Below are 19119 nucleotides of genomic sequence, written 5' to 3' on the forward strand. Positions count from 1 at the left end.
GGGCTGTATCGGGGCGGGGCTGAACTGCTGAGGAGAACACACCAGAAACAGGAGAGCACCGGGGGCAGGGCAGGATGCTCCGTCCTGCCCCCGGCCCGGGGTCACTCCACGGTGACGGACTTCGCCAGGTTGCGGGGCTGGTCGACATCGTGGCCCTTGGCGGTGGCCAGCTCGCAGGCGAAGGCTTGGAGCGGCACGGCGGCCACCAACGGCTGGAGCAGGGTCGAGCACCTCGGCAGGGTGAAGAGGGTGTCGGCGAAGGCCTCGACGGCGGTGTCCCCCTCCTCGGCCAGCACGATGGTGCGGGCACCGCGCGCCCTGATCTCCTCGATGTTGGAGACCACCTTGTCGTGCAGCTGGTCGCGGCCCTGCGGGGGCACCACGACGAAGACCGGGGTGCCCTCCTCGATGACGGCGATCGCCCCGTGCTTGAGCTCGCCGGCGGCGAATCCCTCGGCATGCAGGTAGGCGATCTCCTTGAGCTTCAGCGCCCCCTCGAGGGCCACCGGGTAGCCGACGTGGCGGCCGAGGAAGAACACCGCGTCCTCGTCCTTGGCCATCTCGCGAGCCAGCTCGTAGACCGGCTCGATTCCGTCCAGCACCTTCTGGATCTTGTCGGGCATGGTTTCCAACTCGTCGAGCAGGGACCGGATCTCGTCGCCGTACTTCATCCCCCGCACCTGGGCCAGGTAGAGGCCCAGCAGGTAGCAGGCGACCACCTGGGTGAGGAATCCCTTGGTGGAGGCCACCCCGATCTCCGGGCCGGCGTGGGTGTAGATGGCCGCGTCGGACTCGCGGGGAATGGTGGCGCCGTTGGTGTTGCAGATCGCGATGACCCGGGCGCCCTGCTCGCGGGCGTGCCGGATGGCCATCAGGGTGTCGGCGGTCTCACCGGACTGGGAGATGGTGATGACCAGGGTCATCGGGTCGATGATAGGGTCGCGGTAGCGGAACTCGCTGGCCAGCTCCACCTCGCAGGCCACCCTGGTCCAGTGCTCGATGGCGTACTTGGCGACCATCCCGGCGTAGAAGGCCGAACCGCAGGCCACGATGACGATCTTGTTGATCCTGCGCAGCTCCTCCGGGGAGATCCGCACCTCGTCCAGCACGAGGTCGCCGCGGTCGGTCCACCGGCCCAGCAGGGTGTCGGCGACGGCCTTGGGCTGCTCGAAGATCTCCTTGCGCATGAACCAGTCGTAGCCCTGCTTCTCGGCTGCCGAGAGGTCCCAGTCGACGTGGTAGGGGCGCCCCTCGGAGGGGTTGCCGTCGAAATCGGTGATGGTGACCGAGTCGGAGGTGATGGTGACGACCTGGTCCTGACCGAGCTCGAGGGCGTCGCGGGTGTGCTCGATGAAGGCCGCGACGTCGGAGGCGAGGAAGTTCTCCCCCTTGCCCAGGCCGACCACCAGCGGAGAGTTGCGGCGGGCGGCGACGACCACGTCGGGCTCCCCGGCGTTGACCGCGACCAGGGTGAACGCACCGGTCAGCCGGGAGGCGACGTGCTGCATCGCCACGGCGAGGCTGGCACCCGCGGCGACCTCCTGGCCCAGCAGGTGGGCCGCAACCTCGGTGTCGGTGTCGGAGGTGAAGGTCACACCCTCGGCGATCAGTTCGGCGCGCAGGCTGGCGAAGTTCTCGATGATGCCGTTGTGGACGACGGCGACCCTGCCGTCGGAGGAGACGTGGGGGTGAGCATTGGCGTCGGTGGGTGCACCGTGGGTGGCCCACCGGGTGTGCCCGATGCCCTGGGTGGAGGGGGGCAGGGGATGGGCCTCGAGGTCAGCGCAGAGATTGGCCAACTTGCCCGACTTCTTGTCCCAGTAGAGTGTGTTGTCGGCGACCACCGCAAGGCCCGCGGAGTCGTAGCCGCGGTACTCAAGCCGTGTGAGCCCCTCAATGATGATGTCGCGAGCCTGTCTGGGGCCGCAATAACCTACAATTCCGCACATGGCAAGAAACGTACAGCAGAGCTGAGCGTTCTGGCCAGCCGGGACACACCGAACGGTCACATCGACACCGACCGCACTCGACGCTACCCGGATCGGGGCGGCCGGTTCCATCAACTATCGTCCTGTGATGTGAGAACTGCGTCTCAGACCCCGAGTCACGAGCACTCGGACAGGTACACCCACGGCTACGAGCGGCCGGTGCTGGCCGCCCATGCCACCCGCACCGCACAGACCTCGGCCGGGTACCTGTTGCCGCACCTGCGCCCCGGAATGAGTCTGCTCGACGTCGGCTGCGGCCCGGCATCCATCACCCTGGATCTGGCGCAGAGACTGCGCCCGGGCAGAGTCCTCGGGGTGGACACCTCCGCTCAGGCCCTGGCCGCCGCCCGGGCCGAGGCGGCGCGCCGCGGGGACTCGACCACCTCCTTCGAGCAGGCCGACGCCTACTCGCTGCCCTGCGCCGACGGGTCCTTCGACGTCGTGCACGCCCACCAGGTGCTCCAGCACCTGGCCGACCCGGTGGCGGCCCTGCGCGAGATGGCGCGAGTGGCCGGCTCACTGGTGGCGGTACGCGACGTGGAGTACCGGACCATGAGCTTCTTCCCGGATCTGCCGGGGCTCCAGATGTGGCTGGACACCTACCGCCAGATCGCCCGGGCCAATGATGCCGAGCCCGACGCCGGGCGGTACCTCAAGGCCTGGGCGCACGCCGCCGGGCTGGCCGATACGACCGTCACGGTCTCCGCGTGGTGCTACGCCGATCCGGACTCGGTGCACTGGTGGTCGCACTCCCAGGCCGAGCGGGTGCACGGCCAGGCCTTCACCAGCGAGGCCATCGAGGCCGGCCGGAGCGCCGCCGAGGTCGAGGAGATGGTCCAGGCCTGGATCGACTGGGGAGACAGCCCGGACGCCTACTTCACCATGACGCACACCGAGCTGCTCGCCAGGGTCTGATCCCGCGCCGCCTCGCCGGACCGGCCGTCGTCACTGCGACTGCGCGGCCGCCCCGGTGCACAGCCGGGGCCGGATTGGGTATCGTCTCGGTGTCACTGCACGAGTCGCACCGGCGGGGACGATCGGGACGACGCAGCGCATTCGGCCGCGCCCTCTCCTCCTCACCGCGGCCGGATCGACGACACACCCGAGGTACCCATGGATCTCACCCCGACACCGCCCGTCGACGACGACAACACCGAGGTCGGCCCCTTCATCGAACTCAGCCGCCGGGCCTTCGCCGACCTGGCGCAGCGGACCGACATCCACATCGATGACGAGACACTGGTCGACATCCGCGGCCTCGGGGACCCCACCAGCCAGCGCGACGTGGTGGAGGTCTACCGGCCCCTCACCCAGTTGATCCACCTGTACTGCATGCACACCGGTGCCCTCTTCGAGGCCTCCAACGCCTTCCTGAGACTGGACCACCACGAGATGACGCGCACCCCCTTCGTCATCGGGATCGCCGGCAGCCCGGCGGTCGGCAAGTCCACCGTCGCCAGACTGCTCAAGGAGCTGCTGGCCCGCTCCCCGCGCCGGCCCAAGGTCGATCTCATCACCACCGACGGATTCCTGTACCCCAACGAGAAGCTCACCGAGCTGGGACTGTTCGACCGCAAGGGGTTCCCGGAGTCCTACGACCGCAAGGCGCTGCTCAAGTTCGTGGTGGACGTGAAGTCGGGGATGCCCGAGGTGCGCGCCCCGATGTACTCCCACATCAACTACGACATCCTCCCCCACGAGCAGATCGTCGTCCGTCACCCCGACATCCTCATCGTCGAGGGTCTCAACGTGCTCCAGCCGCCGCGGTCGCGCACCAACGGCACGATGGGCCTGGCGCTCAGCGACTTCTTCGACTTCTCGATCTATGTCGACGCCGACGAGTCCGACATCATCGACTGGTACACCAGCCGCTTCCTGGCGCTGCGCGAGACGGCCTTCACCGATCCCCAGTCCTACTTCACGGCATTCGCCGATCTCAGCGACCAGCAGGCCGTCCAGGTGGCCCTGGAGATCTGGAAGAAGGTCAACAGCCCGAACCTGCGACACAATGTGCTGCCGACCCGCGGCAGGGCCACCGTGATCCTGCGCAAGGGCCGCGACCACGAGGTGCGCAGCGTCTGGATCCGCAAGGTCTGAGGCCCCGGGAGCCTCAGAACGGGAGGACGGTCGGCGCCAGCACCGGGACCTCGGGCAGTCTGCGCGAGATCGTCGCACTCGCCCGGTCGTCGACCGGCCCGACCAGCAGATGACGGTGGTCGGGAGCGGCCACCAGAATCTGCCCGGTCGTCCCCGGTGCGAACCGGGTGGCGAGCTCGGCGGGCAGCAGCGCCCAGGAGGCGGTCAGCCAGGAGGGGGAGGACACCTCCACGACGCCATCGGCGATCTGCGCGACCTCGGCGGGAGTCGCCGCCAGATCGGCGGTCAGGTTCGCCCGTCCGGCCGCGAAGGCGGCATCCAGGTCGACGACCTGAGAGAGGGCCGCGTCATTGAGCAGGTCCAGTGACTCCTCGCCGTCCCAGGCCAGGGCCACCACGACGTCGGTTTTCCCGGCCCCTCCCTCATCGGCCATGCCGGACCCTGTGCGGCCGCCGTCGGGGACCACCGAGGACAGTGCCCGGGCGCGGCGGAAGGAGCGGCCCATCCGTTCCCGGTCGGGCAGCAGCCGCCACACGACGTGCCGGCCGATCGTGGCGTCCGACAGCTGGCGTGCGCCGTCGGCCAGCGCGCGAACCATCCGCTTGACGACCTCGTCGACCAGGAAGGGCCAGCTCCGCGGGTCCTGATCGGCGCACTCGCGAGCCACCGGCTCCAGGGTGAACTCCCCCAGCGTGGACTCGACCCGCGCGCCGTCCACGGTCGCGCTGATCCCGAGAGCCTGAAGGGACTGCCGGGCCAGGGCGCGGATCCGGTCGGCGGAGGCGGCGTCCAGCTCGGGAAGGTCGGGGTCGGGACGCCGGCGTCTGAACAGGGCCATCAGACGACCCTGTCAGACCGCGTGAGCCTGAAGACGGCCCCCCGAACGGGAGGCCGCACGCGGAGTCACCGCCCGCAGAGTCACCGCCCGCAGAGTCACTTGGCGAGCCGCTGCTTCACGGTCGCCGCCAGAGACTTGCAGATCTTGTCGGCCTGCTCCTGGGTGGCGGCCTCGACCATCACGCGGACCAGCGGCTCGGTGCCCGAGGGGCGCAGCACCACGCGACCGGTCTCACCGAGCTCGTGGTTGGCGTCGGAGACGGCGCGGCTCACCTCGGGATCCATCCCGGCGCGCAGCTTGTCGACCCCGCTGACGTTGATGAGGGCCTGCGGCAGCCGGGTCATCGCGCTGGCCAGTTCCTTGAGGGACTTGCCGGTGCGGGCCACCCTGGCGGCCAGGTGCAGGCCGGTGAGGACGCCGTCACCGGTGGTGGCGAACTCGCTCATGATGACGTGACCGGACTGCTCCCCGCCCAGCGAGAACCCGTTGGCGTTCATCGACTCCAGCACGTACCGGTCCCCGACCTTGGTGCGGTCGACGTGGATGTCGTGCTCCTTCATCGCCAGGGTGAGGCCCAGGTTGCTCATGATCGTGGCGACCACGGTGTTGGAGGCCAGCCGGTGGTCCTCCTGGAGCCCCAGGGCCAGGATCGCCAGGATGTGGTCCCCGTCGATCAGGTTGCCCTCGTTGTCGACCGCCAGGCAGCGGTCGGCGTCACCGTCGAAGGCCAGACCCAGATCGGCGCCGACCTCGACCACCTTGGCCTGCAGCTTCTCCGGGTGGGTCGAGCCGCAGCCGTCATTGATGTTGATGCCGTCGGGAGAGGCATGGATCGCGGTGACCTCGGCGCCCTGGGCGGCGAAGGCGGTCGGGCCGGTCTTGTAGGAGGCGCCGTTGGCGCAGTCCAGCACGATCTTCAGCCCTGCCAGGGTGTTGTCCTGACGGAGGCTGGACACCAGGTGGTTGATGTAGGTGTTCACCGCATCGCCCGAGTAGCGGATCCGCCCCACCTGCTCGCCGATCGGACGGCTCCAGGGCTCCTTCATCCGGGCCTCGATGGCGTCCTCCAGCTCATCGGCGAGCTTGACGCCGCCGCGCTGGAAGAACTTGATGCCGTTGTCGGGCATCGGGTTGTGGGAGGCCGACAGCATCACGCCGAGATCGGTGCGGAACTCGCCGACCAGATAGGCCGCGGCCGGGGTGGGGATGACGCCCACCCGCATCACGTCGACGCCCGCGCTGGCCAGACCGGCGCACACCGCGGCCTCGAGAAACTCTCCCGAGGCACGGGGGTCGCGGGCCACCAGCGCAGTGGGCTGGCGGTGCCCGAAGGCGCCCGCCTCCCCCAGCACATGGGCCGCCGCCACAGACAGGTCGAGGGCCAACTCGGCGGTGAGGTCCTTGTTCGCCACACCGCGCACACCATCAGTTCCGAAAAGTCTTGCCACGGGAGAACACTCTATGTCATGAGCACCGGAAATGAGCGTTCCGGTGACATCCGACACCCCGCGGGATCCGCCCGGACCGCTGCCGGGCGGGTCCGACAACGGGCGATGACGCCACTGGGGCGGCCTCCCGAGGGAGACCGCCCCAGTGATCTGGAGCAGCAGGGCCGCCGACCCCGGCCGAGCCGGGTCGACGTCTGCTGTCCTGCCGGATCAGCGCTTGCTGTACTGAGGAGCCTTGCGGGCCTTCTTGAGGCCGGCCTTCTTACGCTCCTTGATTCGGGCGTCGCGGGTCAGCATGCCGGCCTTCTTGAGGGCGGCACGGGAGGCCTCGGCGTCCACGGCGTTGAGCGCGCGGGCGATCCCCAGGCGCAGCGCGCCGGCCTGGCCGGTCACCCCGCCACCGGTGATCCGCACGACGACGTCGTAGGAGCCCTCGACACCGGCGGTGGTGAAGGGGTCGGTGACGATCTGCTGGTGCACCTTGTTGGGGAAGTACTCCTCAAGGGTGCGGCCGTTGATCTTCCACTGGCCCGACCCCGGGAAGATCCGGACGCGGGCGATGGCCTCCTTGCGGCGGCCGGTGGCCTGTCCGGGGGCGACGACGGCGGGGCGGACGGCCTCGCCGGCGGCGACGGCCGGATTGGAGTCGGTACGGAAGGCGATCTCGCGGTCGCCCTCGGTGAACGGAGTGACCTCGGACTCGAGGTTCTCTTCGTGATGTGCGGTTTCAGTCACTGTCAGAATCCTTGGCTAACGATCACTGGGCGATCTGGGCGATCTTGGTGATCTTGTACGGCTGCGGCTTCTGCGCAGCATGAGGGTGCTCCGGTCCTGCGTAGACCTTGAGCTTGTTCATCTGCTGACGCGAGAGCTTGTTCTTCGGCATCATTCCCCACACGGCGCGCTCGACGGCGCGACGCGGGTTGGTGGCAAGCAGCTCGCCGATGGTGGTGGTGCGCAGGCCACCCGGGCGACCGGAGTGGTCGTGACGCAGCTCGGTGGTCGCCTTCTTGCCGGTGATGGCGATCTTGGACGCGTTGACCACGACGACGAAGTCGCCGGTGTCGATGTGGGGGGCGTACTGCGGCTTGTGCTTTCCGCGCAGCAGGGTCGCGGTGGTGGTCGCCAGACGACCCAGGACGATGTCCTCGGCGTCAATGACGTACCAGTTCCGCGTGACCTCGCCGGCCTTGGGGCTGTAGGTGGTCACAGGTACCTTCTCGACTCAGTCCCCCGAACAGCTCGGGGGATCTCAAACTCGCTACCCACGCCCGGATGGCGCAGGCATCTTGTGCAAAAGTGACTCCCGGGCCTGGCCTCCTCGACGGCGTCGGACGTGGACGCCGGAGATCCGGCCACCGCATCGCGACATCGACGTGTCGGACAGCGAAGGAGCCGCGGCGGCTCACTTCCGTTTGCTCGAGGGCAACAGAGGCACCATACACCGGCCCATCGCCCGATGACCAACCGGACATGGAGGGTCCGGGGCCCGACGGGTTACCATCGGCGACCGTGACCGATCAGCCCACACCCTCCCACCGACCGGGACCCGCCGATGCGACGCCCGGACCTGCGGCCGACCGTTCGGCCGGCGCCCACCGCAGCGGCGACCGGTTCCGTCGCGGGGTGGTCTCCTTCGTGCGCCGCTCCCCCCGGATGAACACCTCCCAGGAGCACGCGATGGCCCGGCTCTCCGACCGCTACCTGGTCGAGGTGCCCCACGACACCACGACCACCTCGGTGGCACCCGGATCCCATCTCGACCTGACGGCGATCTTCGGACGCCGGGCACCGTTGACGGTGGAGATCGGCTCGGGATCGGGGGATGTACTGGCGTCGGTGGCCCCCGCCCATCCCGACCGCGATTTCATCGGCTTCGAGGTCTACCTGCCGTCGGTGGCCTCCTCCCTCACCAACCTCGAGAGGGCCGGGGCCGACAACGTCCGGATCATCGTCGCCGATGCCGCCGCCGGCCTCGAGCACCTCATCGGTCCTTCTGAACTGGACGAGTTGTGGACCTTCTTCGCCGATCCCTGGCACAAGAAGCGCCACCACAAGCGCCGGATCGTCAATCCCGACATGGCCCGGCTCGCCGCCTCCCGGCTGCGCCCGGGAGCGGTCTGGAGACTGGCCACCGACTGGGACGACTACGCCTGGTGGATGCTCGACGTGCTGGCCGCCGAGCCGGGGCTGGAACCGGTCGACGCCGGCCTCGACGGATTCTCCCCCCGGTGGTCCGAGCGTCCGATCACCCGCTACGAGCGCAAGGGCAGGACCGCCGGCCGGGCGGTTCGCGATCTCACCTGGCGCAGCCTCGGCGCCTCGGCGCAGGACTCCCGGCAGACTCCCGGGGAAGCCGTGCACCGATGACCGGTCCCCACACCCGCGGCCGGACCCGCCGGTGGCGCCTGGACCTCGGCTATGACGGGACCGACTTCTCCGGGTGGGCCCGCCAGCCCGACCGGCGCACCGTCCAGGGAGAGCTGGAGAGCTGGCTCCCCCGGGTGCTGAGGAGCCCCGACCCGATCCCGCTCACCGTGGCGGGACGCACCGACGCCGGGGTCCATGCCCGCGGGCAGGTCGCCCACATCGACCTGCCGGCCGACCTCGATCCGAGGCCCGACCTGGTGCGCCGACTCTCCCGGGTGCTGGATCCCGACATTGTGGTGCACCGGGTCACCCCGGTGCCCGACTCCTTCGACGCCCGCTTCTCGGCCCTGTGGCGCCGCTACGTCTACCGGCTGTGGGACGCCGACTCCGATCCCGACCCGCTGGCCCGCCGGCAGGTGGTCGCGGTCCGTGAGCACCTGGACCTCGACCGTCTCAACACCGCCGGCAGCTCCCTGCTGGGGCTGCGCGACTTCGCCCCCTTCTGCAAGCGCCGCGAGGGCGCCACCACGATCCGCACCCTCACCGACTGCCGGGCCCGACGTCTCGACGACGACTGCGCGACGATCTGCCTGACGGTCCGCGCCGACGCCTTCTGCCACTCGATGGTCCGCTCCCTGGTCGGGGCGCTCACCGCGGTGGCCTCCGGGCGCAGGGATCAGGACTGGCTCGACGAGGTCGCCGCTGCCACCGGCCGGGCCTCCAGCGTCCTCGTGATGCCCGCCGCCGGCCTCACCCTCGAGGAGGTCGGCTACCCGCCGGCCGATCAGCTCGCGGCACGCGCCCGCCAGGCCAGGGCGGTGCGGGTCGCCCCTCCCGAGGGCTCTGGCAGCATGGATCCCGCCGGACCCCACCCCGACCCCCGGGGCGCCGGCGACTGCGGTTGTGACCAGGAGGGCTGATGAGCCACTACTTCGAGACGCCGACCGGCCCGGTCTCCACCCGCCGCATCACCGTGCGGATCTGGGGCCGCGAGCACACCTTCACCACCGCCGGCGGGGTGTTCTCCGGGTCGCGGCTGGACCTGGGCACCTCGGTGCTGTTCCGCTCGGTCCCTGCGCCCTCCGGCCCCGGCACCTTCCTGGACCTGGGCTGCGGCTACGGCCCGATCAGCTGCGCCCTGGCCCTGGCCTGCCCCGACTCGCGGGTCGTCGGGGTCGACGTCAACGATCTGGCCGTCGACCTCACCGCCCGCAACGCCCTGGATCTGGGGGTGGCCGATCGGGTCCGGGCCTGTCGTCCCGAGCAGGTTCCCGCCGACCTCAGGTTCGACGAGATCTGGTCGAACCCGCCGATCCGGGTCGGCAAGGAGATCCTCCACGAGATGCTCCTGCACTGGCTGGACCGGCTCGGCCCGGACGGCGTCGCCCATCTGGTGGTGGGCAGGAACCTGGGGGCGGACTCACTGGCCCGATGGCTGGAGGCCAACCACTGGCAGGTCGCCAGGGTCGCCTCGGCCAAGGGCTACCGGGTCCTCGACGTCACCCGCTGAGCCGAACCTCCCACCCGAGCTGGATCCGGGGCGCAGCGACGAGCCCGTCGACAGATTCCCCTCGGGCGCACCGCGGCGGGCCCGGAAGCCTTGAGAGGACCCGGGGCCGACATCGACACTTCCGCCGGGGCCGGTCACAGGCCTAGGATGCTGCTCGTTCCCGAGGGAGGAATCCGGTGCGAATCCGGAGCTGACCCGCAACCGTGACGCCCAGTCGGGCGGAGCCGGAGTGTCCCCCGTCGGCCACCGCGTGACAGGCGTCGACAGACGTCATCATCGCCGCGGCCGTGGAACAAGACCCGTCGGGGCCCCGCCGCAGATCGGACATCCGGTCGACGGTCCGGTCACCGAGTTCCGTCGAGGTCGCGGATGGGTCCGTGAGGTGCCCGGACCCTGCGTCCACGACACGAGACGGACCGTTCACGGCCCATCACGAAAGGCATCTCGTGACATATTCCCGTACCGTCCGGACCCCTCAGGGACACCGGACCGGTCATCGTCTGCTCGCCGCCCTGGTGGCGCTGCTCGCCGGTCTGGGGATCCTGGGGATCGCCCCGGCCGCCCTCGCCGCCCCCGTTCCGCAGGGTTCGCCGGCCCGGGCGCTGCCCGCCGCCACCCCCCAGGACTGCCAGTCCGCCGGGAAGGTGTGGGTCTACGTCACCTACTCCGACGGCTCGGTGCTGGCCAACCGGTGCGTCTCCGAGCACGCCACCGGTGAGGCCGCGCTCAAGGCCGCCGGGGTGGCGGTCAACAAGGACTCCAAGGGGCTCATCTGCGCGCTGAACGAGCACCCCAGCCCCTGCCCCACCAGCTTCAACGGTCAGTACTGGAACTACTACTCCTCCACCGACGGCAAGAAGTTCAGCTACTACCAGACCGCCGCGAACGCCTCCAAGCCGAAGCCGGGGTCCATCGAGGCCTGGTGCTACAACAAGAAGACCGAGAAGTCCTGCACCCCGCCCACCCTGTCGCTGACCGCTGATGTGCCCGAGGCCTCCGCCGCCGGCACCCCGGCCGCCGGGAACAGCGCCGCCGCCAGCCCCGCACCGGCCTCCTCGTCGAGCGCCAGGACCGGAACCGTGTGGGGGATCGTGGCCGTCGTCGCGATCATCGTCATCGGTGCGGTCGCCTTCGTCGTGGTCCGTCGCCGCAGGCACTGACCCGGTGGCACGTCTGCTGGAACGCCCGGTCGATGCCGTCGTGGGACCCGACGACGGCGTCGCCGACGCGTCCCCGGGCGTCCCGACACATCCGTGGGCGTGGTGGGCCTGGGCGCTGGGCACCGGGGCGGCGGTCAGCATCACCACCAACCCGCTGCTGGTCACCCTGCTGGTGGCCGCCCTGGTTCTGGTGGTGGCCGCCCGACGCACCGACGACCCGTGGGCCCGTTCCGCCCGGGTGTACATCACCCTGGGCCTCGGCGTCATCGCCATCCGGATGGTCTTCCAGATCCTGCTGGGATCCGACTCCACCGGGACGGTGCTGTTCACCCTGCCCCGCCTCCCGCTGCCGACCTGGGCCGCCGGGGTGTCGGTGGGCGGGCCGGTGACCGCCGAGGGGCTGGTCGGCACCGGCTACGACGCCCTGCGGCTGGCCGTGATGCTGGGCTGCTTCGGCGCCGCGAACACCCTGGCCAATCCCCGTCGGACCCTCAAGTCGGTGCCCGCCGCCCTGCACGACATGTCGGTGGCGGTGGTCATTGCACTGTCGGTGTTCCCCCAGCTCATCGCATCGGTGGCCCGGATCCGGCGCGCCCGGCGGCTGCGCGGAGACACCACCGGACGTCGCCACGCGCTGCGCACCATCGCGGTGCCGGTACTGGAGGACGCCGTCGAGGGATCGATGAGCCTGGCCCGGGCGATGGAGTCGCGCGGCTTCGGCCGCACCCGCGACAACCGCCGGGTGCCCCCCGGCACCACAGCGCTGCTCATCGTCTCGATGGGACTGCTCACCGTCGGCTGTTTCCTGGTGCTGTCCAACCCGCAGTGGACCGTCCTGCCCCGGCTGGACGGCCAGGGGGTCGGCGCCCTCCTGGTGCTGGCCGGGATCGCCGGTGGAGTCGCCGGACTGCGGTCGGCCGGACGCCGGCTGCGCGTCACCCGGTACCGACCCGACCGGTGGACCCGACGATCGGTGGCCGTCGCCGCCTGCGGACCGCTGGCGGCCGGGATGGTGGCCCTGCTGGGACGCCTCTCCCCGCTGGCGCTCAACCCGCCGACCAGCCCGCTGGCCTGGCCGCAACTTGATCCGCTGATGCTGCTGGCGGCCGTGATCGTCGCCTCGCCGATCCTGCTCAGTCAGGCTCCGGCACCCACCCACACTCCCCCGGAGGATCTGCCGTGACCTGCGCCATCCGTCTCGACGACGTCTCGGTGACCCTGCCGGACGCCGCCGGCCCCGTTCTGGACCACCTCGACCTCACCGTCGAGGAGGGTGATCTGGCGCTGGTGGTGGGTCGGACCGGCACGGGCAAGTCGACCCTGCTGGGGACCCTCAACGGTCTGGTGCCCCACTTCACCGGCGGCCGGCTGACCGGCACCGTCACGGTGGCCGGCCGAGACACCCGTGACAACCGGCCCCGCGACCTGGCCGACGTCATCGGGGTGGTCGGCCAGAACCCGCTGGCCGGATTCGTCACCGATACCGTGGAGGACGAGATCGCCTACGGGATGGAGCAGTTCGGGATCTCGCCGTCGATCATGCGCAAGAGGGTCGAGGAGACCCTCGACCTGCTCGACATCGCCGACCTGCGCTCGCGCGCCCTGCTGGACCTGTCCGGGGGCCAGCAGCAGCGGGTCGCGATCGCCTCGGTGCTGGCCGCCCAGCCGCGCATCCTGGTCCTCGACGAACCGACCAGTGCGCTGGATCCCAATGCCGCCCAGGACGTCCTCGCCTCGATCACCACCCTGGTTCAGGACGTCGGGCTGACGGTGGTGCTCGCCGAGCACCGGCTGGAACGGGTGATGCATGCCGCCGACACCGTCATCTGGCTGCCCGGGGACGGCTCGGCGGTCCAGGGAGAACCCTCCCAGGTGCTCAGAGTCTCCGACGTCACTCCCCCGCTGGCCGACCTGGCCCGGGTGATGGGCTGGCCCGACGTGCCCACCTCGGTGCGCCAGGCCCGACGCCGCGTCCAGGACGCCGGGATCCGGCTGTCGACCCGCACCGCCGCCGAGCCGACCGAGGCGATCAGCTGGCCCGACGACCCGGACGCCGATGTGCTGCGGCTCACCGACCTCACGGTGAGCTACGGCGGCCTGCGAGCGGTGGACTCGGTGACCCTCGGACTGCAGCCTGGCACCGTCACCGCCCTGATGGGGCGCAACGGGGCCGGCAAGTCCTCGCTGATGTGGGCCGTCCAGGGAGCCACCCGCAGTTCCGGTGAGGTCCGGGTGCGCGAGTCGGGCCCCGGCGACGAGTCCTGGGCCGACCCGCGCACCGTGAGCGCCTCCCGGGCCCGCGAACTGGTCTGTCTGGTGCCCCAGTCGGCGGCCGATCTGCTCTACCTGCCCAGCGTCGGCGCCGAGTGCGGCCAGGCCGACCGCGAGTCCAGGGTGCCGGACGGAACCACCGTCGCCATCCTGTCGCGGCTCGGCGTCGAGCTGCCGGCCGACCGGGATCCCCACGACCTGTCGGAGGGCCAGCGACTCGCCCTGGTGCTGGCCATCCAGCTCGCCGCCAGCCCCCGGGTCATCCTCCTGGACGAACCCACCCGGGGGCTCGACTACGCCATGAAGGCCAAGCTGTCGGGGATCGTCGCGGCGCTGGCCGACCCGGACGGGGCGGGCAGCGGCGCGGCGGTGCTCATCAGCACCCACGACGTCGAGTTCGCCGCCGCCTGCACCCAGCGGACCATCGTGATGGCGGCCGGCCAGGTCGTCGCCGACGGCACCACCCGCACCGTCTGCACCTCCTCCCCGGCCTTCTCCCCGCAGATGGCGAAGGTCTTCCACCCCGCCGACCTGCTCACCCCCGCCGAGGTCGCCGAGGCGCTGGCCGACAGCAGGCAGCGGCCCGGGGTCCCGACAGCTCCGGCGGCCCTGACGGCCCCGACGGCCCCGACGGCCCCGGCCACGGTTCCGGCGGTACCCGATGAGGGGATCGGCGGATGGTCAGCCGCGCCGAGGGGCTCACGGCGATGAGGCAGAGCGCGGTGTCCACCCCGCGGACGGCCCGGATCACCCTGGCGCTGACGGCGGTCCTCGGGCTGGTGGCGTTCGGTTGGCCGCTGCTGCTCAGTCCCGGCTCCCAGGCCGACTACGAGACCCGCGCCCCCTTCCTGCTGGCGGGGATCCTGGTGCTGGCCGTCGCCATCGTCGTCAGTCAGCTCGGGGCCAACGGGATCGACGCCAAGGCGCTGGCCATGCTCGGCGTCCTCACCGCCTGCGGGGCGGCACTGCGCCCGTTGGGGACCGGAACCGCGGGAATCGAGTTCGTCTTCCTGCTCATCATCCTGGGTGGGCGGGTGTTCGGGGCCGGGTTCGGCTTCCTGCTGGGAGCCACCACCTTCCTCACCTCGGCCCTGCTCACCGCCGGATTCGGCGCCTGGCTGCCCTACCAGATGGTGGCGGCCGGATTCGTGGGGCTGGGAGCGGGCCTGCTGCCTTCGCTGTCGCGACTGGGCGAACGCCGTCGCGCCCTCGCCGAGACCGCCATGCTGGCGGGCTACGGGTTTCTCACCGCGTTCGGCTACGGATGGCTGATGGACTTCGCCTTCTGGCCCTTCACCCTGGGTCTGTCGACCTCCATCAGCTACTCGGCGAGCGCCTCGATCGGCACGAACCTGTGGCACTTCGTGCTGTACAACCTCGCCACCTCGATGGCCTGGAACCTCGGACGGGCGCTCACCAATGTGGTCCTCATCGTGCTGGTCGGCCAGCCGGTGATGAGGGTGCTGCGCAGGGCCGCCCGCAGAGCCTCCTGGTCGACGCCGGGGTCAGTCCCCGAGCCGGTTCCGGGGACCTCCGCGGACCACGACCGCAGGGTCGCCCACCGCATCCCGTAAGCCGACGGGCCCCGGGCATCCCTGCGAGAAGTCCTGCCGAATCGGGAATGAACCCGGTGGCCGATGTGCTGTAATGCGAGCAAGCCCCGCAATGGGAACCGCCGGGAGAGCACCCGGCGGAACGCAACAACGCGACCTGGAGGAAGCATGGCTGTCTACACCCTTCCCGACCTCGACTACGACTACGGCGCTCTTGAGCCGTACATCTCGGGCGAGATCATGCAGCTCCACCACGACAAGCACCACCAGACCTACGTCACCGGAGCCAACACCGCTCTGGAGAAGCTGGCCGAGGCCCGTGAGAAGAACGACCTCGGAGCCGTCAACAAGCTCGAGAAGGATCTGGCCTTCAACCTGGGCGGCCACATCAACCACTCGGTGTTCTGGAAGAACATGTCCCCCGATGGCGGCGGACGTCCCGAGGGCAACGACCTGGCGGCGGCGATCGACGAGTACTTCGGCTCCTTCGAGGCCCTCCAGAACCACTTCAACGACACCGCCAAGGGTCTTCAGGGATCCGGCTGGGCGATCCTGGCCTGGGACGTCCTGGGTCAGCGCCTCAACGTCCTGCAGCTGTTCGACCAGCAGGGCAATGTGCCGACCGGACAGATCCCGGTGCTGCAGCTGGACATGTGGGAGCACGCCTACTACCTGCAGTACAAGAACGTGAAGGCCGACTACGTCACCGCGTGGTGGAATGTCGTCAACTGGCCCGATGTCGAGGCCCGGCTGGCCCGTGCCAAGGGCACCGCTGGCCTCATCTGATCCCCGTGCTCAGGTTCGCCTGAACCGCCGATCGACCAGGACGCTCCGCGGCCCCCGTCACCCGACGGGGGCCGCGCCGTCTGTCCAGCCCGTTCAGCGGTCCGTTGTCACCTGCCGCGCGACACCCCGGGGCGCTCGGCGGGCCCGCTAAGCTGTGGCGCGTCGAGGGGATGCCGCGGCACACCGTGTCAGATCTGTGCCATGTCGTGGTCTCCCGCGGGGGCCGATCGGCCCCGTGTCCCGATCAGGAGACTTCCATGCACACCACCAGCAGGGACCACTGAGATGCCCACCGCCATTGCGCTGCGTCACGTCCACTTCGAAGATCTGGGGATCATCGAGCCGGTGCTGGGCACCGCGGGCTACGGCGTCGAGTACCTCGACGTGGCCGACGGTCCCGGCCGGATCGCCGACCTCGACCCCGACCTGCTCATCGTGCTGGGAGCCCCGGTCGGCGCCCTGGACGACGACATCCATCCCTGGCTCGCCGAGGAGCGCGAGCTGCTGCGTCACCGGCTGGCGGTCGACGCGCCGACCCTGGGAATCTGCCTGGGAGCGCAGCTGATGGCGGTCGCCGCGGGAGGCGCTCTGACCAGCGGGGAGGCCTCCGAGATCGGCTACGCGCCGATCGAGCTCACCGACCAGGGCCGCTCATCGGTGCTGCGACATCTCGACGGCGTGCCGGTCCTGCACTGGCACGGGGACCGGTTCACCACGCCCTCTCGGGCGGTCCGACTGGCCCGCACCGAGGCGGCTGACCAGGCCTTCTCGATCGGCCCGCGGATCCTGGGACTCCAGTTCCACGTCGAGGCCGAGCCCTCCCACATCGAACGCTGGCTGATCGGCCATGCCCACGAGCTCGCGGCCCACGACGTCTCGCCGGTCCAGATCCGTCAGGACGCCGAGCGGTACTCGACCCGGCTGGGATCGGCGGCCCGGCAGATGATCCAGGAGTGGGTCTCCGGGCTGTGAGCCCCCGGGCGCCCCGGCCGCATGGCCGTCAGGCGCTCCGACCCCACGACCCCCACCTCCGAAGGGCCGTCAGGCGCTCTGCCCGAAGGGCCGGTACATCCACCGCGGCACCGGACGGCGCTGCAGCCGGCTGCGCCACCACCCGGCGACCACGATCGGCGCCAGGGCCAGGGTGGTGTCGAGGTGGGTGAGCCGGCGGAAGGGCCGCACCTCGGTGATCGGGACGAAGGCCACCTCGCCGGCGCGGTTGCCGGGCCGGGAGGCGCAGACGTCCAGTCGGCGTCCCTCGCAGACCACCTGCAGCCAGGTGTGACCGGTGTGGAACCAGGGATGGTGCTCCATCCTCACCCGGGAGGCGTGCACCACGTGCACCGACAGTCCGAGGCGACGCAGGATCTGGGCCAGAGCCAGGTTGTACTGGGTGGAGCAGCCCTGCCCCGCCGCCAGGGACCGGGCCGGGCTGAGCCACAGGTGCCAGCAGGAGTAGCGGGTGTACATCCGGTGGACCAGTGAGGTGGCCAGGTCGACCAGCGGCCAGCCCTGCAGACCCGAGGCACGGCAGGCGTCCACGACGTCGTCGACGGTGCGCAGCGGGGTCGATCCCCCGTCGGTCATCTGGCTATCGAGGATCTGGCCGCCCGACACCTGGTCGTCTGTCATCTCGTTGTCTGCCATCAGATGGTCGGGCATCCGGGAGTCCGGCAGCGCCGGCTCGGGTCGCGGTGCACTCGCCACCACCGGCAGCACGAGGGCCGCGGCGATCCCCGCGACCGCCAGCAGTGCGGACTTCTTCATGATCGACGCTCCTTGCGGTGGAGGTGTTCGGGACCCAGGTTCTCGGGGGTCGGCAGGTCGGCCAGACCGCTGTGGGCGTCCATCCGGGCATGCAGGTCGGCACGCCAGTAGGGCTTGCGGGTGACGGTCTCGGCGAGCATCGTGTGCAGTTCCAGCATCCGGTCGACCGATGACTGCCAGGTGTACTTCTCGGCCCGGGCCCGGGCGGCGGCGCGAAGGTCGGGGCCGAGCCGGGCGGCGAGCCGCTGGACGGCGTCGGCCAGCCCCTCCGGGTCGGGTGCGGCCGACTCCCCGGAGGTCTCGTCGACCAGTTCGTGGGCCCCGCCGCGGTTGGAGGTCACGACCGGGGTGCCGCAGGCCAGCGCCTCCAGCACGGCCAGGCCGAAGGTCTCGGCCGGGCACACCGACATCGAGATGTCGGCCGCCGCGAAGGCCCGGGCGACGTCGTCGCGGGAGTCCACGAACCCGTGGAAGACCACCGGGGCGTCGCCGGCCTGCTCGCGCATCGCCTCCATGTCGGGCCCCACCCCGTACATGTCCAGCCGCATCGGAACTCCTCGGCGGTGCAGCTCCACGGCCGCCGCTACCGCCAGCTGGGGGCTCTTCTCGTGGGACATCCGTCCCACGTAGCACAGCCTCAGGACGCCGTCCGGATCCGGGCTGAGGGCCCCGGGATCGCGCTTGTCGGGGTTGAAGGTCACCAGGTCCACGCCCAACGGGACCTTGAACAGCCGGGCATCGGTGTCGGCGAACTCCCCGGCGGAGTAGTCGGAGGTGACCACCACGACGTCGAAGGCCTTCGACAGGTGCCGGTTCAGGGCTCCCACCGCGGCCTCCACGCCGAACTGGCGCCGGACGAGCAGGGAGAGCATGTCGTCGAGCCGTTCGTGGCTGAACAGGGCCGACCCGATCCCCCGGCGTCGCGCCCAGCCCGCCGCCGGACTGAGGGTCCACTTGTCGGAGGACTCGATGGAGGTGGGGTGGAAGCGGTCCAGGATCCGCAGCGCCCGCCACGGGGTGGCGATCATCCGGTACTCCCGGGAGACCCTGGGGGCGGCCACCTGGACGACGATGCCGCCCTCCCCCTCCTCGACACGGTCCTGTGGCCCGGGGATCACCAGGATCCGGTCATGACCGGCACGGACATAGCCCTGTCCGAGCTGATCGATGGCGACCTTCATCCCCCCGGAGACCGGGCCCACGAAGTTGGCGAGTTGGGCGATGCGCAGTCGGGTCGTCACCGGCCCAGCCTATGCCGCGGCCACCGGGGCCGGAACCCCGACGGGTTGCGCACTGAGCCTTGGACGACGCCTCCCGACGGATCGCAGACG

17 protein-coding genes and 1 pseudogene are annotated in these 19119 nt (G+C 70.6%); 11 read left to right on the top strand and 7 right to left on the bottom strand.

Annotation, left to right across the window (positions count from 1 at the left end; genetic code table 11):
• Positions 1–101: 101 nt before the first annotated feature.
• Positions 102–1949 carry a glutamine--fructose-6-phosphate transaminase (isomerizing) gene (glmS, locus tag H590_RS0104145; RefSeq protein ID WP_028702572.1) on the bottom strand — a complete coding sequence of 616 codons (1848 nt, stop codon included), beginning with the start codon at positions 1947–1949 and terminating at the stop codon, positions 102–104.
• 129 nt (positions 1950–2078) lie between these two features.
• On the opposite strand from glmS, the gene H590_RS0104150 reads away from it, so the two are divergent.
• On the top strand, positions 2079–2903 hold the full coding sequence (locus tag H590_RS0104150; RefSeq protein WP_028702573.1) for a methyltransferase domain-containing protein: 825 nt from the start codon (positions 2079–2081) through the stop codon (positions 2901–2903).
• Between the two features lie 198 nt (positions 2904–3101).
• On the top strand, positions 3102–4085 hold the full coding sequence (gene coaA, locus H590_RS0104155; protein ID WP_028702574.1) for a type I pantothenate kinase: 984 nt from the start codon (positions 3102–3104) through the stop codon (positions 4083–4085).
• Between the two features lie 13 nt (positions 4086–4098).
• Here coaA and H590_RS18750 read toward each other — a convergent pair whose 3' ends face one another.
• The 4 genes from H590_RS18750 to rplM form a co-directional block, all read right to left on the bottom strand.
• On the bottom strand, positions 4099–4923 hold the full coding sequence (locus H590_RS18750) for a hypothetical protein (RefSeq protein WP_051238165.1): 825 nt from the start codon (positions 4921–4923) through the stop codon (positions 4099–4101).
• A 95-nt stretch (positions 4924–5018) separates the two neighbouring features.
• Positions 5019–6371: a phosphoglucosamine mutase gene (glmM, locus tag H590_RS0104165; protein ID WP_028702575.1), complete on the bottom strand. Its 1353-nt coding sequence runs from the start codon at positions 6369–6371 to the stop codon at positions 5019–5021.
• Positions 6372–6581: 210 nt separating this feature from the next.
• Positions 6582–7106, bottom strand: a complete 525-nt coding sequence (gene rpsI / locus H590_RS0104170; RefSeq protein WP_036981043.1) for a 30S ribosomal protein S9 — start codon at positions 7104–7106, stop codon at positions 6582–6584.
• A gap of 22 nt (positions 7107–7128) precedes the next feature.
• Positions 7129–7581 (bottom strand): 50S ribosomal protein L13, encoded by a 453-nt coding sequence (gene rplM / locus H590_RS0104175; RefSeq protein WP_028702577.1) that lies wholly within the window; start codon positions 7579–7581, stop codon positions 7129–7131.
• Positions 7582–7844: 263 nt separating this feature from the next.
• Here rplM and trmB point away from each other — a divergent pair, with 263 nt between their 5' ends.
• The 9 genes and pseudogenes from trmB to H590_RS0104220 all read left to right on the top strand — a co-directional run bounded on the left by trmB (position 7845) and on the right by H590_RS0104220 (position 16993).
• Positions 7845–8741, top strand: a complete 897-nt coding sequence (gene trmB / locus H590_RS14835; protein ID WP_084149262.1) for a tRNA (guanosine(46)-N7)-methyltransferase TrmB — start codon at positions 7845–7847, stop codon at positions 8739–8741.
• Entirely contained in the window at positions 8738–9661 is a 924-nt protein-coding gene (gene truA / locus H590_RS14840; protein WP_084149263.1) for a tRNA pseudouridine(38-40) synthase TruA, read from the top strand. Before trmB ends, truA begins: the two co-directional genes overlap by 4 nt.
• Complete coding sequence (locus H590_RS0104190) at positions 9661–10251, top strand: class I SAM-dependent methyltransferase (protein ID WP_028702578.1); 591 nt, start codon at positions 9661–9663, stop codon at positions 10249–10251. Before truA ends, H590_RS0104190 begins: the two co-directional genes overlap by 1 nt.
• A gap of 446 nt (positions 10252–10697) precedes the next feature.
• Positions 10698–11411, top strand: coding sequence for a hypothetical protein (locus H590_RS19075; protein WP_169338793.1), 714 nt, complete (start codon positions 10698–10700; stop codon positions 11409–11411).
• A 4-nt stretch (positions 11412–11415) separates the two neighbouring features.
• Positions 11416–12594: a CbiQ family ECF transporter T component gene (locus tag H590_RS14845; protein WP_071161696.1), complete on the top strand. Its 1179-nt coding sequence runs from the start codon at positions 11416–11418 to the stop codon at positions 12592–12594.
• Positions 12591–14234: pseudogene (locus H590_RS14850) on the top strand (ABC transporter ATP-binding protein); the annotation flags it as partial. The gene H590_RS14845 and the pseudogene H590_RS14850, both read left to right, overlap by 4 nt.
• A gap of 155 nt (positions 14235–14389) precedes the next feature.
• Complete coding sequence (locus H590_RS0104210) at positions 14390–15256, top strand: ECF transporter S component (RefSeq protein ID WP_028702580.1); 867 nt, start codon at positions 14390–14392, stop codon at positions 15254–15256.
• A 147-nt stretch (positions 15257–15403) separates the two neighbouring features.
• A complete protein-coding gene (locus tag H590_RS0104215) occupies positions 15404–16021 on the top strand; it encodes a superoxide dismutase (protein ID WP_028702581.1) in 618 nt (205 codons plus the stop codon).
• Between the two features lie 285 nt (positions 16022–16306).
• Positions 16307–16993: a glutamine amidotransferase gene (locus H590_RS0104220; protein ID WP_028702582.1), complete on the top strand. Its 687-nt coding sequence runs from the start codon at positions 16307–16309 to the stop codon at positions 16991–16993.
• 69 nt (positions 16994–17062) lie between these two features.
• On the opposite strand, the gene H590_RS0104225 is transcribed toward H590_RS0104220, so the two are convergent.
• Complete coding sequence (locus H590_RS0104225; RefSeq protein WP_028702583.1) at positions 17063–17788, bottom strand: hypothetical protein; 726 nt, start codon at positions 17786–17788, stop codon at positions 17063–17065.
• Entirely contained in the window at positions 17785–18969 is a 1185-nt protein-coding gene (locus H590_RS14855; RefSeq protein ID WP_051238183.1) for a glycosyltransferase, read from the bottom strand. The genes H590_RS0104225 and H590_RS14855 overlap by 4 nt, the downstream gene beginning before the upstream one ends.
• Positions 18970–19119 lie beyond the last annotated feature (150 nt).

The organism is Acidipropionibacterium jensenii DSM 20535, from assembly GCF_000425285.1.
Classification (GTDB): domain Bacteria; phylum Actinomycetota; class Actinomycetes; order Propionibacteriales; family Propionibacteriaceae; genus Acidipropionibacterium; species Acidipropionibacterium jensenii.

Excerpts from the sequence above, each read along its gene's own strand:
- truA (WP_084149263.1), top strand. The coding sequence starts at position 8,738 with ATGACCGGTCCCCACACCCGCGGCCGGACCCGCCGGTGGCGCCTGGAC.
- trmB (WP_084149262.1), top strand. The coding sequence starts at position 7,845 with ATGGAGGGTCCGGGGCCCGACGGGTTACCATCGGCGACCGTGACCGAT.
- H590_RS18750 (WP_051238165.1), bottom strand. The coding sequence starts at position 4,923 with ATGGCCCTGTTCAGACGCCGGCGTCCCGACCCCGACCTTCCCGAGCTG.
- H590_RS0104190 (WP_028702578.1), top strand. The coding sequence starts at position 9,661 with ATGAGCCACTACTTCGAGACGCCGACCGGCCCGGTCTCCACCCGCCGC.
- glmS (WP_028702572.1), bottom strand. The coding sequence starts at position 1,949 with ATGTGCGGAATTGTAGGTTATTGCGGCCCCAGACAGGCTCGCGACATC.
- H590_RS0104220 (WP_028702582.1), top strand. The coding sequence starts at position 16,307 with ATGCCCACCGCCATTGCGCTGCGTCACGTCCACTTCGAAGATCTGGGG.
- coaA (WP_028702574.1), top strand. The coding sequence starts at position 3,102 with ATGGATCTCACCCCGACACCGCCCGTCGACGACGACAACACCGAGGTC.
- H590_RS14855 (WP_051238183.1), bottom strand. The coding sequence starts at position 18,969 with ATGAAGGTCGCCATCGATCAGCTCGGACAGGGCTATGTCCGTGCCGGT.
- H590_RS0104215 (WP_028702581.1), top strand. The coding sequence starts at position 15,404 with ATGGCTGTCTACACCCTTCCCGACCTCGACTACGACTACGGCGCTCTT.
- H590_RS0104225 (WP_028702583.1), bottom strand. The coding sequence starts at position 17,788 with ATGAAGAAGTCCGCACTGCTGGCGGTCGCGGGGATCGCCGCGGCCCTC.
- H590_RS0104210 (WP_028702580.1), top strand. The coding sequence starts at position 14,390 with ATGAGGCAGAGCGCGGTGTCCACCCCGCGGACGGCCCGGATCACCCTG.